Source organism: Bradyrhizobium sp. SZCCHNS30572, assembly GCF_032484415.1.
Lineage (GTDB): Bacteria > Pseudomonadota > Alphaproteobacteria > Rhizobiales > Xanthobacteraceae > Bradyrhizobium.
The window spans coordinates 305,943-321,285 of sequence record NZ_JAUESY010000003.1; the positions used below are offsets into that span (position 1 = coordinate 305,943).

General features: G+C 63.4%; 14 protein-coding genes and 1 pseudogene. 10 read left to right on the forward strand and 5 right to left on the reverse strand.

Annotated elements, in window-relative coordinates; genetic code table 11:
• The first annotated feature begins 579 nt into the window (after positions 1-579).
• Entirely contained in the window at positions 580-1,395 is an 816-nt protein-coding gene (locus tag QX048_RS09670; RefSeq protein WP_409977953.1) for a lytic transglycosylase domain-containing protein, read from the forward strand.
• Between the two features lie 95 nt (positions 1,396-1,490).
• On the opposite strand, the gene katG is transcribed toward QX048_RS09670, so the two are convergent.
• On the reverse strand, positions 1,491-3,671 hold the full coding sequence (gene katG, locus QX048_RS09675) for a catalase/peroxidase HPI (protein WP_315714346.1): 2,181 nt from the start codon (positions 3,669-3,671) through the stop codon (positions 1,491-1,493).
• 229 nt (positions 3,672-3,900) lie between these two features.
• Between katG and QX048_RS09680 the strand changes: the two genes are divergently transcribed.
• The 4 genes from QX048_RS09680 to QX048_RS09695 all read left to right on the forward strand — a co-directional run bounded on the left by QX048_RS09680 (position 3,901) and on the right by QX048_RS09695 (position 7,583).
• The gene (locus QX048_RS09680) at positions 3,901-4,830 is read left to right on the forward strand and encodes a hydrogen peroxide-inducible genes activator (protein ID WP_315714347.1); all 930 of its coding nucleotides are present in this window, start codon (positions 3,901-3,903) and stop codon (positions 4,828-4,830) included.
• A gap of 537 nt (positions 4,831-5,367) precedes the next feature.
• Positions 5,368-5,790, forward strand: coding sequence for a hypothetical protein (locus QX048_RS09685; protein WP_315827733.1), 423 nt, complete (start codon positions 5,368-5,370; stop codon positions 5,788-5,790).
• 182 nt (positions 5,791-5,972) lie between these two features.
• Positions 5,973-6,539: an HPF/RaiA family ribosome-associated protein gene (locus tag QX048_RS09690; protein ID WP_315714350.1), complete on the forward strand. Its 567-nt coding sequence runs from the start codon at positions 5,973-5,975 to the stop codon at positions 6,537-6,539.
• 51 nt (positions 6,540-6,590) lie between these two features.
• Positions 6,591-7,583: a ribose-phosphate diphosphokinase gene (locus QX048_RS09695; protein WP_315714351.1), complete on the forward strand. Its 993-nt coding sequence runs from the start codon at positions 6,591-6,593 to the stop codon at positions 7,581-7,583.
• Between the two features lie 22 nt (positions 7,584-7,605).
• On the opposite strand, the gene QX048_RS09700 is transcribed toward QX048_RS09695, so the two are convergent.
• Positions 7,606-8,721: a hypothetical protein gene (locus tag QX048_RS09700; protein ID WP_315827734.1), complete on the reverse strand. Its 1,116-nt coding sequence runs from the start codon at positions 8,719-8,721 to the stop codon at positions 7,606-7,608.
• A 52-nt stretch (positions 8,722-8,773) separates the two neighbouring features.
• Here QX048_RS09700 and QX048_RS09705 point away from each other — a divergent pair, with 52 nt between their 5' ends.
• Positions 8,774-9,436, forward strand: coding sequence for a phosphoribosyltransferase (locus tag QX048_RS09705; RefSeq protein ID WP_315714353.1), 663 nt, complete (start codon positions 8,774-8,776; stop codon positions 9,434-9,436).
• An 11-nt stretch (positions 9,437-9,447) separates the two neighbouring features.
• On the opposite strand, the gene QX048_RS09710 is transcribed toward QX048_RS09705, so the two are convergent.
• A complete protein-coding gene (locus tag QX048_RS09710) occupies positions 9,448-9,666 on the reverse strand; it encodes a ChaB family protein (RefSeq protein WP_315714354.1) in 219 nt (72 codons plus the stop codon).
• A 162-nt stretch (positions 9,667-9,828) separates the two neighbouring features.
• Between QX048_RS09710 and QX048_RS09715 the strand changes: the two genes are divergently transcribed.
• The 4 genes from QX048_RS09715 to QX048_RS09730 all read left to right on the forward strand — a co-directional run bounded on the left by QX048_RS09715 (position 9,829) and on the right by QX048_RS09730 (position 13,767).
• Positions 9,829-11,172 carry a nicotinate phosphoribosyltransferase gene (locus tag QX048_RS09715; protein ID WP_315827735.1) on the forward strand — a complete coding sequence of 448 codons (1,344 nt, stop codon included), beginning with the start codon at positions 9,829-9,831 and terminating at the stop codon, positions 11,170-11,172.
• 67 nt (positions 11,173-11,239) lie between these two features.
• Positions 11,240-12,955, forward strand: a complete 1,716-nt coding sequence (gene polX, locus QX048_RS09720; protein ID WP_316191935.1) for a DNA polymerase/3'-5' exonuclease PolX — start codon at positions 11,240-11,242, stop codon at positions 12,953-12,955.
• Between the two features lie 76 nt (positions 12,956-13,031).
• On the forward strand, positions 13,032-13,361 hold the full coding sequence (locus tag QX048_RS09725) for a hypothetical protein (protein WP_315827737.1): 330 nt from the start codon (positions 13,032-13,034) through the stop codon (positions 13,359-13,361).
• Between the two features lie 58 nt (positions 13,362-13,419).
• Positions 13,420-13,767 (forward strand): cytochrome c, encoded by a 348-nt coding sequence (locus QX048_RS09730; RefSeq protein ID WP_315718648.1) that lies wholly within the window; start codon positions 13,420-13,422, stop codon positions 13,765-13,767.
• A 193-nt stretch (positions 13,768-13,960) separates the two neighbouring features.
• On the opposite strand, the pseudogene QX048_RS35240 reads toward QX048_RS09730, so the two are convergent.
• Both QX048_RS35240 and QX048_RS09740 read right to left on the reverse strand, forming a co-directional pair.
• Positions 13,961-14,453: pseudogene (locus QX048_RS35240) on the reverse strand (DUF2267 domain-containing protein).
• A gap of 30 nt (positions 14,454-14,483) precedes the next feature.
• Positions 14,484-15,338 carry a universal stress protein gene (locus QX048_RS09740; RefSeq protein WP_315827739.1) on the reverse strand — a complete coding sequence of 285 codons (855 nt, stop codon included), beginning with the start codon at positions 15,336-15,338 and terminating at the stop codon, positions 14,484-14,486.
• Positions 15,339-15,343 lie beyond the last annotated feature (5 nt).

The following is a 15,343-nucleotide window of genomic DNA, read 5'->3' on the forward strand; positions in this document are numbered from 1 at the left end:
GTAGAGCATTCCCTCGGAAAACGGTTGTGGTAAAACGAAACTGTATCGTTTTATAATAAAGGGCAGCGTATATGTCAAGGTTACGGTACCGGCGGCGTCATGTAGTCGGTGTCGAAGCCGACGCCGTGGCCCTCGGGATGGAGGGGCGATCGCCGTCACGTTGAAGGCCAAGCCATTGTGCCTGGCGAACTGATAAGGTGGCGGGAGATAGCTCTGGATCTCGCGTTTGCTCTTCATGGCCAGCGAGCGGATCGCGATCGCCTTGGCGCTGTTTTCGACCGGCCTGAAACCGGTGGACGTCCGGCCGTTCATGATGATGTAGATGGCGCTGATCACGATTGCGGGAGCTGCATCCTTGGAACCCGCACGGCCACGCATGTCGATGGGCGGCTGCGCAATCACGGGTGCTCGGCGCGTTCATCTGCGGCTAATACGCCGCCGGCTATGATTTTCTTCCATTTCCGATAGGTTGTCGCCGTTTCAACCGGGAGCGGCCGATATTGCCGCGCAGCGGCGTCCGATGTCCCGACAGGGGTCACGATGCAGGCCGCATCGGCGGACGCGACCAGAGGAGTCTGAATGATTAAGCGCCGGGCCATGATCACCTTCACGTTCACCGTCGCGACGCTGCTCGCAGCCTGCGGCGGCGTTGCGCAAGCGGCGCAGTGCGGTTCGTCGCCGGCGGGGTTCGAGGCGTGGAAGCGCGAATTCAGCGAGGAGGCGCGGGCGAAGGGCGTCGGCGGCGCCGCGATCGCCGCACTGATGCAGACCAACTACGCCTCCGCGACGATCGCCGCCGATCGCGGCCAGCGCAGCTTCTCGCTGTCGCTCGATCAGTTCCTCGCCAAGCGCGGGGCTGCTGCGATCGTCGCGCGCGGCCGCCAGCTCAAGCAGTCGCAGGCGGCGATGTTCGCCTCGATCGAGCAGCGTTACGGCGTGCCGCCCGGACCGCTGATCGCGATCTGGGGCATGGAGAGCGCGTTCGGCAGCCAGCGCGGCAATCAGCACATGCTGTCGTCGATCGCGACGCTCGCCTATGACTGCCGCCGTCCGGAGTTCTTCACCGACCAGCTCTATGCCGCGCTCAAGCTGATCGACCGCGGCGTGCTCTCGGGCAACACCCGCGGCTCGATGCATGGCGAGGTCGGGCAGACGCAATTCATGCCGAAGAACATCCTCGCTTACGGCGTCGGCAATCTCGACGTCGCCGCCAACGCGCTGGCCTCGACCGCGAACTTCCTGCGCGCCAACGGCTGGAAGGCAGGCGCCGGCTATCAGCCGGGCGAGCCGAACTTCGCCGCCATCGAGGCCTGGAACGCCGCCGGCGTCTATCAGAAGGCGATCGCGCTGATGGGCCGCCAGATCGACGGCGGCGGCTCGGCCGCGGCGCGCTGACGGGCCCGCGACTGATAGACATGTCCAATGAAAAAAGCGGCGCTTCATCACTGAAGCGCCGCTTCTCTTTGGTGTCGGTCAGTCGGCTTGTCGCCTCAGGCCTTCAGATCGAACCGGTCGAGGTTCATCACCTTGGTCCAGGCGGCGACGAAGTCCTTGACGAACTTCTGCTTGGCATCCGAGCTGGCATAGACCTCGGCCAGCGCGCGCAACTGCGAGTGCGAGCCGAAGATCAGGTCGGCGCGGGTCGCCGTCCACTTGATCGCGCCGGACTTGCGGTCGCGGCCCTCGAAGGTGTGCTCGCCCTGATCGACCGGACGCCAGGCCACGCCCATGTCGAGCAGGTTGGCGAAGAAGTCGTTGGAGAGCGTCTCGGTCTGCTCGGTGAACACGCCATGCTTGGAGCCGTTGGCGTTGGCGCCGAGCACGCGCAGGCCGCCGACCAGCACGGTCATCTCCGGCGCGGTCAAGGTGAGCAGTTGCGCCTTGTCGACCAGCAGCTCCTCGCCCGACAGCCACTGCTTGCCGCTGAGATAGTTGCGGAAGCCGTCATGGGTCGGTTCGAGCACCGCGAACGACTCGACGTCGGTCTGCTCCTGCGAGGCATCGGTGCGGCCGGGCGCGAACGGCACGGTCACCTCGACGCCGGCCTTCTTGGCGGCCGCCTCGACGCCGGCATTGCCGGCCAGCACGATCAGGTCGGCGAGCGAGATCTTCTTGCCGCCGGAGGCCTGCGCGTTGAACTCCTTCTGGATGGCCTCGAGCGTCGAGAGCACCTTGGCGAGCTCGGCCGGGTTGTTGACCGCCCAGTCCTTCTGCGGAGCCAGGCGAATGCGCGCGCCATTGGCGCCGCCGCGCTTGTCCGAGCCGCGGAAGGTCGAGGCTGAGGCCCAGGCCGTCGACACCAGTTGCGACACCGACAGACCCGAGGCGAGGATCTTCGCCTTGAGCGCCGCGACGTCCTTGTCGTCGACAACGGGATGATCGAGGGCCGGCACCGGATCCTGCCAGATCAGATCCTCCTTCGGCACCAGCGGGCCAAGGTAACGCACCTTCGGACCCATGTCGCGATGGGTCAGCTTGAACCAGGCGCGGGCGAAGGCGTCGGCGAACTGATCCGGGTTCTCCAGGAAGCGGCGCGAGATCTTCTCGTAGGCCGGATCGAAGCGCAGCGCGAGGTCGGTGGTGAGCATCGACGGCGCATGCCGCTTCGACTTGTCATGCGCGTCCGGCACCGTGTTGGCGCCGGCGCCGTGCTTCGGCTTCCACTGATGCGCGCCGGCCGGGCTCTTGGTCAGCTCCCATTCGTAGCCGAACAGATTCCAGAAGAAGTTGTTGCTCCACTTGGTCGGCGTCGTCGTCCAGATCACTTCGAGGCCGGAGGTGATGGTATCGCCGCCCTTGCCCGAGCCGTATTTGCTGGCCCAGCCGAGACCCTGCTGCGCGATGTCGGCGCCTTCCGGCTCGGCCCCGACCAGCGACGCATCACCCGCGCCGTGGGTCTTGCCGAAGGTGTGACCGCCGGCGATCAGCGCCACCGTCTCTTCGTCGTTCATCGCCATGCGGGCGAAGGTCTCGCGGATGTCGCGCGCGGCAGCCAGCGGATCGGGATTGCCGTTCGGGCCTTCCGGGTTGACGTAGATGAGGCCCATCTGCACGGCAGCGAGCGAGCCTGCGAGCTCGCGGTCGCCGCTGTAGCGCTCGTCGGCGAGCCACTTGCCCTCGGGGCCCCAATAGATGTCCTGCTCGGGCTCCCAGGTATCGGCGCGGCCGCCGCCGAAGCCGAAGGTCTTGAACCCCATCGATTCCAGCGCGACGTTGCCGGTCAGCACGAACAGGTCGGCCCAGGAGATCTTCTGGCCGTACTTCTGCTTGATCGGCCACAGCAGGCGGCGGGCCTTGTCGAGGTTGGCGTTGTCAGGCCAGCTGTTCAGCGGCGCGAAGCGCTGCTGACCGGTGCCGGCGCCGCCACGGCCGTCGCCAATGCGATAGGTGCCGGCGGCGTGCCAGGCCATGCGGATGAACAGCGGACCGTAATGGCCGAAATCGGCCGGCCACCAGTCCTGCGAATCGGTCATCAGCGCGTGCAGGTCCTTGACCAGCGCGTCGAGATCGAGGCTCTTGAATTCCTTGGAATAATCGAACGCCTCACCGAGCGGATCGGAGAGGTTCGAGTGCTGATGCAGCACCGACAGATTGAGCTGGTTCGGCCACCAATCCTTGTTCGAAAATCCCTTCAAGCCGCCCGAGAACGGGCACTTGCTGACGTCATCCATGTTTCTCTCCTGACGTGATCGTCATGGTTCCCCCCTGGGGTGGGAGCCGGGACCCTACGCGGCTGCTTCGATCAGGGGAAATTGAGATTGGTGATCGCAACGATAAGATTATCTGATGAACCTGGTCTGACGCCATTCAAACGCATATGGACACGGTGCATGACCGCTGCATCTCAAGATTGTGGTCAGGGAAAATTGACTCCGCGGCGGTGAACGATAAGATAAACTGATGATACATTTGACGATGCGGCAGCTTCGCTATTTCGATGCGCTGGCGCGTCTCGGCCATTTCGGCCGCGCCGCGGAGGCCTGCGCGATCTCGCAGCCGGCGCTGTCGATGCAGATCAAGGAGATGGAGGACGCGCTTGGCGGCGTGCTGCTGGAGCGCAATGCGCGCCAGGTGGTGCTGACGCGATTCGGCGAGCAGCTCGCCGAGCGCGTGCGCGAGATCCTGCGCTCGGTCGATGAGCTCGGCGATTTCGCCCGCGCCTCGCGCGACAAGCTCACGGGCCGGCTGCGGCTCGGCATGATCCCGACGATCGCGCCCTATCTGCTGCCCAAGGTGATCGGGAACCTGACGCGCAGACATCCCGAGATCGACATCCACGTCCGCGAGTCCAAGACGCCGAAGCTGATCGAGGAACTGGTCGAGGGCCGGCTCGATGCCGCGATCGTCGCGCTGCCAGTGTCGGAGCCGTCGCTGACCGAGGTCGCGCTGTTCGCGGAGAGCTTCCTGCTGGTGCGGCCGCCGGAATATGAAGGCGCGGCGGTGCCGAGCAGCGAGATGCTGCGCGAGATGCGGCTGCTGTTGCTGGAGGAGGGGCACTGCTTCCGCGACCAGGCGCTGTCGTTCTGCAACATGCAGGCGCCGCGCGAGATGCTCGATGCCTCCTCGCTGTCGACCCTGGTGCAGATGGTCGGCGCCGGCATGGGCGTGACGTTGATTCCGGAGATGGCGGTCGGCGTCGAGACGCGGTCGGCGTCGGTGTCGCTGGCGCGCTTCGCCGATCCGCAGCCGCAGCGCACGGTCGGCATGGTCTGGCGCAAGACCAGCCCGCTCGCCAAGCAACTGATGCAGATTTCCGAGATCGTCGGCAGCGCGGCCGAGGGTCTGCGCAAGCAGGCCGCGGCAGCGCAGGGCCGCAAACGGCGAAGCTGATCCTTCGGGACCATCCCGTCCGAGGCGGCGTTGTCCTTCCTTAAGGAAGGACATCCTCATGAAATTGGCCTTGATCGCATCCGCTGCTGCGCTCGCGTTGTCGAGCAGCTCGCCTTGGCTGATAGCAGCGGCACGGGTGGCAGCAGCGCCGGCGCCTCCCGCGACGCGACAACCTCAACGCCGGGCGGACCCGGAAACGCGACGGGGACGACCGGAATGGGGTGGGGCGCGGCAGGAGCCGTGCGGCGGGGAACGGATCGGGGCGCACGCCATCGGCGCCGAATGACGCCACCGGCTTGCTCGACAACAACAGCCCGAGCTCCGGCGACGACAATTCCGGCAGCTCGAGCAATCTCGGCCGGCATTGAAGGGATGTCTCGCCGGCGATCGCGCTTTTGCAATGGAACAGTCGCGCCGACAGGTGGTTCGTAGCGACGAGCAACTCATTTGCTCGTCGCCGCGATCGCGGCGGAGGACTGCGCCGGATGACCTTCGCGGGCAGTCATGCGTGATGACCTTGGTCGAGGAGTCCTTGCGATGCGAAGCTTGAACTATGTGGGAGCGCTGGCCCTGTCCGGCGCGCTGCTGGCCGGAGCGAGCGCTCCGGCGTTGTCTGCACCCGTCACTGCGCTGTCGGCCGCGGCGAAGGCCGACGTTGCGCCGCTCAGCACGGTTCAGGTCCGCTATGGCGGCTGGCATGGCGGCGGCTGGCGTGGTGGCGGTTGGCGTGGCGGCGGCTGGGGCTGGGGAGCAGGCGCGCTCGCGGCCGGCGCGCTTCTCGGCGCCGGGATCGCGGCGACGGCATCGCCTTATTACTACGACGATCCCTATTATTATGGTCCGCCCTACGGCTATGTCGGCGTCGGCTACGGGCCGTATTACGGCCGTCCCTACTATGCCCGTCCGTATTGGCGGCATCGCTATTATGGCTGGGGCGGTCCGTGGGGCGGCCCCTGGTGAGATCGGCTGATTGGTTCCGGATGCCCTGGCGTCTGCGCGAGCGATCGCGCAGACGATTTCGTGTTTGCTGCGAGCTGATCGTGATCGCGTGGCAGCCAGAACGCTAAAGGCAAGTTGATCTTGCTCAAAGCTGCTCCTCGCTCCCGTGGTCCAATAAGTTCGACACGGGAGAGGAGCCGGAAATGCAAACACCAGTTCAAATCGAATTTGAAGGGATTCGCGTCTCCGCTGAAATCCGGGCTGCCGTTGAGCAACATGTCGCGGAACTGGAGAGCCGCTTCGGCCGGATCACCGCGGCGCGCGTCATGGTCAAAGGTCCGGGCGGCCATCACCAAACCGGCGGTCAATATCTGGTGAGCGTTCGGCTGGCGCTGCCCGACGGTCGGGAAGTCCACGTTGGACGTACCCCGAAGCTGGATGAACGGTACGTCGACTTGACCTTCGCCGTGGACAACGCATTCAAACGCGCGCGTCGACAACTGCAGGACCGGGCGCGACTGATGCGTGGCGATGTCAAGACGCACGAGCCTCAACCGATCGGAACCGTTGCGCGTATCGATCCAAGCGGCCAGTTCGGCTTTCTGGAAGCCGCCGACGGCCACGAAGTCTATTTCAACTGCAATAGTGTCGTTGATGGTGGACCAAGCATCGTGCCCGGCGCCCGCGTAAGCTACGTCGAGGAGATCGGAGAAAAAGGACCGCAGGCGAGCACAGTCAGATTGCTCGGGAAACATGGGCTGCGGGCTTAGATCGGCGGCCGAGACGCGAGCGGCGAGCAGGTTTGACGTTGGAGGTAACCGATGATTGGTGATCGCCTGCGTTTGTTCTGTCTTCATGGCACGGAAGGGCTTGGCGAAAAAATCGCTCACGCGCTCGGATGCCGTCTCGCCGCTGTCGAAGAACGCAGCTTCGAGGACGGCGAACACAAGGTGCGGCCGCTGGAAGTTGTCGCCGGCTGCGACGTCTACGTTCTGCATAGCCTCCATGGCGGTCCTGACGAGAGTCCGAACGACAAGCTGTGCCGGCTGCTGTTCCTGGTCGGAGCGTTGAAGGATGCCGGTGCTGCGCGGGTGACGGCGGTCGCACCGTATCTGTGCTATGCGCGAAAGGATCGTCGCACCAAGGCCAATGACCCCGTCACGATCCGTTATCTTGCGACCATGTTCGAGGCGATCGGTGTTGACGCAGTGGTGACCCTCGAAGTTCACAACGAGGCCGCGTTCGAGAACGCGTTCCGTTGCCCATCGGTAGCGCTGAGCACGGCGCCGCTCTTGATCGGCAGGATCAAGGCGATCGCGGCTGATCGGCCGATTGCCGTGGTTTCGCCGGATCTCGGAGGCGGCAAGCGCGCGGACCTGCTCCGCGAGGTTCTGGGGAAAGCGCTCGGCCGTCCGATCGGCAAGGCATTCGTGGAGAAGCATCGCAGCTCCGGCGTCGTTTCGGGCGACTTGTTCGCCGGAGAGGTGGCGAACGCGCTGTGCGTGATCGTGGATGATCTCATCAGCAGCGGTGGAACCCTGGTGCGGGCGGCGAAGGCGGCCCGTGCCCATGGGGCCGAAGAGGTGATAGCTTGCGTGGCGCACGGCTTGTTCATGCCGGGCGCGGCAACGACGCTCGCCGACCCTGCGATCGGCCGCATCATCGCGACCGACAGCGTGCCACCGTTCAGGCTTCCGCCGGGCGCGGTTCGCGATAAGCTCGAGATTGTCTCGGCGGCGCCCCTTCTCGGAGAGACCATTCGTCGGCTGCACCACAACGAGCCGCTGACGGAGCTGCTTCCGTATCAGGATTGATCCCCGCAATTCAAATTCTGGCTCACGCCGTGAGCTGCCGCTCAAGCTGCGCTGCGTCCGCCTTGGCAAGTTTGAGATAGGTGCGCGCCAGCCGCGGCCATTTTTCCGGCGTCCGTGGATGGGCGTCGGCGAGATGAGCGATGGATAGCCTGGCGCGCAGCATGGCGCGGCCAATCCGATAGAACAAGAACAGTCCGCTGGCCGGGTCATCATTGAGCTGGACGGCCAGATATCGCCGAAGCCTCTCACCGACCCACGGTCCTCCCAGTCGAGCGCATTCCAAGTGCAGGAAGGCAATTTCGTCCAGTGCATCCGACGTCCGCAAGCGGGCATTGAACTCCAGGCAGTCGATGATGGGGAAGGGAGGGCTCAACCAGATATGTTCCGGCCGCAGATCGCCATGGCCGTCGAGGACGAGCCGGTGATGCACCCGCTGCGCCAGTAGATCGGTCCGCTGCCGCAGGAAACGGCATTGCAGGTTGGCGATGCGCTCGATGGTGCCGCGGGGCAGGTCGAAGGCCGACTCGAGCAAACCTCGCCGATCCGCCAGAACTGCCTTTTGCAGGGTCACCATGTAGCTCTCCGGATTGATCATGATCCGGCGCGCATGCGAATAGAAGCGGCTCAAGCGACTTGCCAAACCATCGATCTGGGCCTGGGAGACCTTGCGATCGCGAAGCCCGACTTCGAGTGTTTGGCCTTCGTCGAGCCGGCGCATGACGACGAGCCAATCAACGATGTGTCCGCCTCCTCCGATGGCGTAACCACCCGGCGCAGCCGTCAGCGGCACCAGGCCGTGATAGACGTCGGGCGCCAGCCTTCGGTTCAGCGAAACCTCAGCGCGGCAGGCCTCTGCGCGGCGCTCAAGGCTGGAGAAATCGAGATATGGAAAATGAACCGGCTTCTTGAGCTTGTAGACGCGCTCGTCAACCATGAAGACCCAGGACATGTGGGTCTCCCGCGTGATCACAGCGTCGGGCACCGGGACATAACTGTCCGGCCGGCTGAGAAACGCCACCTTGCGAGCAAGAGCGGTCGCGCTGCCATTCTCAGCGTCCTCGCCCCAGGGTTCATTCTGCCATCCGGGCATATGATGCCTATCGCCAATCGAGGCAGCCGGCAGCTTGATACGGATCAATAGCAGTGGTTGTCCGGCTCATATCCTGCCCCTCTTCCGCATGAGGTCTGCCATGCTGTTCCAGAACCGAACCGATGCCGGCCGGCAACTCGCCGAGGCGCTGCTCAAATACAAGGGGCGGCACCCGGTCGTTCTTGCGCTGCCACGCGGCGGCGTGCCGGTTGCGGCGGAAGTCGCAGCAGCCCTCAATGCGCCACTCGATCTGCTGCTGGTCCGCAAGATCGGGCTGCCGGGGCAGCCGGAGCTCGCAATGGGCGCCATCGCGGATGGTGAGGGCATGACCACCATACGTAACCAGGACGTGATCGAGCTATCCGGCGTCACCTCCGAAGAATTTGAGGTCGTCTGCAGGGAGGAACGTGCTGAGATCGAACGGCGCCGCAAGCGCTATCTGGGCGATCGGGCTCGCGCCGAAGTCAAGGGGCAGGTTGCGATCATCGTCGATGACGGCGTTGCGACAGGCGCAACCACGCTTGCCGCCATCAAGGCTGTTCGGAAGCAGGAACCGAAAGAGCTCGTGCTTGCGGTCCCGGTCGCGCCGCCGGACGCCATCAGGAAATTGCATGCGGAAGTCGATGCCGTCGTCTGTCTGCATGAGCCTCAGGAGTTTGGCGCGATCGGCTATTTCTATCGCGACTTTCATCAGGTCAGCGACGACGAGGTGATTGCCACTTTGAGGCAGTTTCCATCAAGCAGATCCATGCACGCCTCCTGACGAGCCGGCGCCTAATGGTCGTGGGGCAGCGGCTCCCAGCGGTCGCCGACCTTCACGTAGGATCGCTTCACCGCTGCCCAGGCTGTGCGGTGAGCAATCTCTTCCTGCCGTTCGTCTTCCGCATGGGAGGCAAAGGCGTGGTTGAATGCTTCCCGATAGATGTCCTGCGCGTGCGATGGGAGGTGAGCGCGAACAGCAGGGGGAAGATCGATGTTTGTGCGATAGGGCATGGCTCTTGCCTCGGACGCTCACTGCCGCGCCTTGCTCGCGACGCCGCGGCGTTTCCACCAAAGAGGATAGAGGCAACTTGCTTCCGCCTCTTGACCGGCGTCAAATAGGGATGCGCAGACATCGACAGGATGGCTGACGTCATGTGAGCGCCGAGGACATCGATGGACCCGTTACCGAGCGCGCTGCTAACCGATCTGTATCAGATGACCATGATCGAAGCGTATCTTGAATCGGGCCAGACTGATACAGCCGTATTTGAGTTCTTTGTGCGCAAGCTGCCGCCTCAGCGCAGCTTCCTGATGGCGGCCGGACTGGAGCAGGCGCTCGACTTCCTGCAAAACATACGGTTCTCGCAAGACGAACTCGGCTGGCTTGAGCGAACGGAAAAGTTCAGCAAGTCGTTGATCGACTATCTCGCCAATTTCCGCTTCACCGGCGAGGTTCACGCGATGCCGGAAGGCACCGTGTTCTTTGGCAACGAACCGATCCTTAGGGTTACGGCTCCTTTACCGGAGGCGCAGCTTGTCGAGACGCGCCTGATCAACATCCTGCATTTTCAGACGCTGATTGCCTCCAAGGCCGCGCGCATGGTCTTACTCGCGCCAGACAAGCTCCTGGTCGATTTTGGCTTGCGTCGCTCCCATGGTGCCGAGGCAGGGCTGCTGGCCGCCCGCGCGAGCTATGTCGCTGGGTTCTCCGGTACGGCAACCCTCCTGGCCGAGAAGTCATTCGGCATTCCGACCTATGGCACCATGGCGCATTCGTTTGTTCAATCCTTTGATGACGAAGCTACAGCATTCGAGGCGTTTGCGCGCGCCAGGCCAGAGAATCTCGTCCTGCTGATCGACACTTATGACACCGAGGCGGCCGCGAGGAAGGTCGTCATGCTGGCGCCCCGATTGAAGGAGCTTGGAATTGCGGTCAGCGCCGTGCGGCTTGACAGCGGGGATCTGTCTGCGCTCGCCAAGAAGGTGCGCTGCATTCTGGATTCCGGCGGACTCAAGGACACCGACATCTTCGTCAGTGGCGGGATAGAGGAGGGTACCCTGATTGCCTTCGCTCGGGATGCGGCGCCGATCGACGGTATCGGCATCGGCACGGGCCTCGTCACGTCGTCCGATGCGCCAGCACTCGACTGTGCCTATAAGCTGCAGGAGTATGCGGGCTTGCCCCGTCGCAAGCGCTCGACGGGAAAGGCCACCTGGCCCGGCCGCAAGCAGGTTTGGCGCCGGTATGACAGGGATGGCCGCATGCTCGCAGACATTCTTTCGACCGAGGAGGACCAACAAGAGGGGGAAACGCTGATCCAGGCGGTGATGCTCGGCGGACGCCCTATCGCCTCTCAACCTTCACTTCACGACATCCGGGCTCACGCGCGCCGGCAGCTCGATCTACTGCCTCCGGACCTGAGAACCTCCAAAGCGGTCGCGCCCTATCCGGTGCAGATTTCAAGCCATCTTGAACAGCTGGCAGCTGTCGCCGACCGGATAGGCTCGCGTCCCTGAATTCTGATCTGCATCAAGGGAAGCGGCTCGATCCCTCTCTAGCTTGTCAAGCGACGGAGGTGCATCGATGCCGGTACAGAATGCCGAAATTGCAGAGATGTTCGACCAGACCGCCGAACTTCTCGAGATCAAAGGCGACAATCCGTTTCGTTCGCGGGCCTATCGCAATGCTGCGCGGGTGATTGAACGTCTGCCCAAGAGCATCACCAACCTCTTGAAGGCGGGTGAGGATCTTTCCGAGCTGCCAGGTATCGGCAAGGATCTGGCAGGAAAGATCGAAACGATCGTCGCAACCCATCATTTCGATGTGCTGGACAAGCTCAAGCGTGAACTGCCCGGCGATCTCGGAGAGATCGCGGCACTCCCGGGCTTGGGTCCGAAACGCGTCAAACTGCTCTACGACAAGCTGGGCGTGCGGTCACTCGCGGACCTCAGGCGCGCGGTGAGGTCGGGTCGGCTGAGAGAGCTTCGGGGCTTCGGTGCCAAGAGCGAGGAAAAGCTCACCGCGGCGTTGGCCAAGCCTCGAGCCGAGAGGCGCTTCAGACTATCCGAGGCCGAAGCCGAAGCGGAAGCACTCCTCAGCTATCTGAGGCCAGACGCGACCGATGGAAAGGTGATCGTCGCCGGAAGCTACCGTCGCAGGCGCGATACCGTCGGTGATCTTGATATCTTGATGGTGGCACGTGACGGCCACGCCGCCGGCGGGAGACTCTCTCGATACGACAATGTCGCCAGTGTGCTCGCTCATGGCGATAAGCGGACGGCGGTGGTGCTGCGCTCCGGGCTGCACGTCGACCTGCGCGTTGTTCCTGAGGCCAGCTACGGCGCCGCGCTGATGTATTTCACCGGATCCAAGGCGCACAACATCTCCTTGCGCGGACTCGCTACCGACCACGGCTGGAAGCTGAACGAATATGGTCTGTTCGCCGGCAAACGGCGCATCGCCGGAGCAACCGAGGAGGAGATCTATGGCAAGCTCGGGCTGCCCCTGATTCCGCCCGAGATGCGCGAGGATCGCGGCGAGATCGCGCTCGCAAAGGCAAAGAAGCTCCCGAAACTGATTACGCTGTCCGATATTCGAGGCGACCTGCACGTCCATTCCAAATGGACCGACGGCACCGCCGCGATCGCCGAGATGGCGACTGCCGCCAAGGCAAGAGGCTATGCCTATATGGCTCTGACCGACCATAGCCAACACGTCACTGTCGCCCATGGTCTCGATGCCGGACGTCTGTCGCGTCAGATCGACGAGATCGATCGTTTGAACGACCGGCTGGATGGCTTTACGGTGCTGAAAGGCGCCGAAGTCGATATTCTGGCGGACGGACGGCTTGATCTGCCCGACAAGATCCTGTCGCGGCTCGATCTGGTCGTTGCTTCCGTTCACTACAAGTTCGAGCTCTCGCGCAAGATGCAGACCGAGCGCATCATCCGGGCGATGGACAATCGCCATGTCTCGATTATCGGCCATCCGACCGGACGGTTGATCGGGGACCGCGAGCCTTACGAGATCGACATGGAAGCCGTCATTGCGGCGGCGGGCGAGCGCGGCTGTCATCTCGAGCTCAACGCCGACCCGGACCGGCTCGATCTCAACGATATCCATGTTCATGCCGCCAAGTCCGCGGGCGTCAAGCTGGCGATCTCGACGGACGCACATTCGACCGCTGGATTCGCCAACATGCGTTTCGGCGTCGATCAGGCGCGCCGAGGCTGGCTCGAAGCCGCAGACGTCATCAACACTCAACCCTTGTCGCGGACGAAGAAAATGCTGAAGCGCTAGCCGGATTGCTTGATCCTTCGCAACGTGGCGCACGCGAAGTTGCGCTCATCTTAGATGACAGCAAAGGAGGGGTGAAATGAGCTTCGGGAAGAAGATTGGCACGGTTGCGACCGCGGCCGTCCTGACCCTCGCGCTGCTTGCACCCACGGGTGCCGACGCTCGCAACGGGCGCATTGCCGCGGGAATCGTCGGCGGCCTGGCTGCCGGCGCGCTGTTCGGCGCGGCCCTCGGCGGCGGCTATTGGGGGCCGTATCCCTATTACGGCTATCCGGGGCCAGTCTATTACTACCCACCGGCACCGTATTGGGGGCCAGGACCGTTCTGGGGACCGTACGGATACGGCGACTGCTATGTCCGAGCTGTCCGGCACAGGGGGCATGTGCATTACGTGCGGGTCTGCTATTAAGTTCGCTTGCACTCGAGCAACGGGCGGGGCTGTTATATTGCCGCGGAGAGCCAGACGCATGTCGGGGCGTTTCAAGTTTCGGGCTCTGGGCCTCTTCGTCGGACTGCTCTCGTGTTGGCCGACAAACGTGGACGCCGCGAACCTCAGCAAGGCCGCGCAACGAGGCAGGACCATCCTGCAGGAAAGATGCGGGCGCTGTCATGCCATCAAATCGGTTGGCGAAAGCCCGCTCGAGAATGCTCCGCCGATGCGCGATATCTACGCCCGGTTCAATCGGCGCGAGTTGCAGGCGGAGCTGTCGGAAGGCATGGTGTCGAAGCACAGGGACATGCCGCAAATCGAATTTTCCGACGAGGACGTCTACGCGATCATGAGCTACCTCTACATTCTTGCAGTCAGGAAATGAATGCTCGCTGCTCAGGAAAGCGCTGATCCCTGCACATCGAAGCTCACTTGGGAAGCTCACTTGGCCGGCTGCGCGGTCCATTCGACGGTCTGACGGCATCGCCGCTGGTCTGGCGACACGCGATTGGGCCGGTACGAAGGCGTCCCGTCGCTGAGTGCGCGGCGGACGTGCCGGGCGGGGCCAGATGACCGGATTAGGATTTCAATTCGCGGAGCTGCACCGGCAGATGGTGCATCAGTTTCTCAAATTCACCGGGATCGAGCTTCTCCCACGCGATCTCGAACACCCCGCGAATGACGGTCAGCGGCGCGATGGGAAACTGCTGGGGCAGCTCCATGGCGACGTGATCCGCGAAGTCGCTGGCATGTCGCTCCTTGGTCGGCGTTCCCGCCGCGTGCCAGTTCTCGTAGTAGATCCCGCGCAGGCAGCTGGGCGCCAAGCTTGATCGCCACCTCCGGAGATACGCGATCGCGCAACGCATGCAGAACAGCCCGGAGCGCGTTGTAGGCCTGTTGACGACTACCGAGCTCCAGCTTCTCCTCGATCGCCTTGAGCCAGAGATTGGTCTCCTGAATGGTGTGATCCAGCGCGGTGACGCCTGTTACGCTCATGATGCGTTCTCCTAGATTGGCCACAATAGCGGCATCCCGGATCGACGGCGTCACCGCAATCACGTCCGTTGCCATGATCCGGCGAGCACGGATGCCGGCCTCGATTCAATGCGACAGCAGGGTCGGGATCGTCATCGTCCTCAGCATTTCATGGGTGACGCCGCCGAAAATGCCTTCCCGCAGGCGGGAATGCCCATATGCCCCCATCACCAGCATGTCGAGACTTTCGTCGGCGGCCAGGGACAGGATGGACGGCTGAATTTCGGAATGCTCTGCCGTCAGCTCGAGCAGCGTTGTCGTAAGTCCGGCGCGAGCCATGTGTTCAGTCAATTTCCGCGCTGAGGCCTCGGTGGGAGCAACCTGCGCCTCATTGATCGAAATCGTGACCAGCGCTTCTGCTTGAGAAAGAAACGGTCTTGCGTCCTTTAAAGCGCGGGCGGCAAGGCGGCTTCCATCCCAGCAGATGCCGATACGGTTGGCCCTGAAGGGGCCGCGGAAGATATGCGGCACGAACAGGACGGGTCCGCCCGCCTGGAGCAGGATCTCCGTCGCAGTTCGAGTGTCGTAGCTGTCCTGTGTTGCGTCCGTCTGCAGGACCACCGTCAGTCCATAGAGCCTGGCCGCAGCGCCGAGCGCGGACGCGGCTTCACCGGGCAGGTCCTCGACCGAGCGGCTTGCGTGAGAGATGTTCGCATTCCGGGCTTCCGTCTCGAAAATGGCGAGTGCAGCCGCGCTGCGTTGGGCGGCGCGTTGCCGCTCCATTTCGAAGATCTCTGAAGCGGCGACTGCTGCGCCCGCGCCTCCATCGACCACATACGCGCTACCGGGCGGGATGTATCCGACTGCAATCGCATCGAGATGGGCGTCGAACCGGGCAGCCAACGAGACGGCGGCATCAACGACAGGCTGCGGTGGCTGCTCGGTCGGAATATACACGAGAATGTCGTTGATATCGATCACGACGA

Excerpts from the sequence above, each read along its gene's own strand:
- QX048_RS09695 (WP_315714351.1), top strand. The coding sequence starts at position 6,591 with ATGATTGGTGATCGCCTGCGTTTGTTCTGTCTTCATGGCACGGAAGGG.
- QX048_RS09670 (WP_409977953.1), top strand. The coding sequence starts at position 580 with ATGATTAAGCGCCGGGCCATGATCACCTTCACGTTCACCGTCGCGACG.
- QX048_RS09710 (WP_315714354.1), bottom strand. The coding sequence starts at position 9,666 with ATGCCCTATCGCACAAACATCGATCTTCCCCCTGCTGTTCGCGCTCAC.
- QX048_RS09685 (WP_315827733.1), top strand. The coding sequence starts at position 5,368 with ATGCGAAGCTTGAACTATGTGGGAGCGCTGGCCCTGTCCGGCGCGCTG.
- polX (WP_316191935.1), top strand. The coding sequence starts at position 11,240 with ATGCCGGTACAGAATGCCGAAATTGCAGAGATGTTCGACCAGACCGCC.
- QX048_RS09730 (WP_315718648.1), top strand. The coding sequence starts at position 13,420 with ATGTCGGGGCGTTTCAAGTTTCGGGCTCTGGGCCTCTTCGTCGGACTG.
- QX048_RS09680 (WP_315714347.1), top strand. The coding sequence starts at position 3,901 with ATGATACATTTGACGATGCGGCAGCTTCGCTATTTCGATGCGCTGGCG.
- QX048_RS09725 (WP_315827737.1), top strand. The coding sequence starts at position 13,032 with ATGAGCTTCGGGAAGAAGATTGGCACGGTTGCGACCGCGGCCGTCCTG.
- QX048_RS09705 (WP_315714353.1), top strand. The coding sequence starts at position 8,774 with ATGCTGTTCCAGAACCGAACCGATGCCGGCCGGCAACTCGCCGAGGCG.
- katG (WP_315714346.1), bottom strand. The coding sequence starts at position 3,671 with ATGGATGACGTCAGCAAGTGCCCGTTCTCGGGCGGCTTGAAGGGATTT.
- QX048_RS09715 (WP_315827735.1), top strand. The coding sequence starts at position 9,829 with ATGGACCCGTTACCGAGCGCGCTGCTAACCGATCTGTATCAGATGACC.
- QX048_RS09690 (WP_315714350.1), top strand. The coding sequence starts at position 5,973 with ATGCAAACACCAGTTCAAATCGAATTTGAAGGGATTCGCGTCTCCGCT.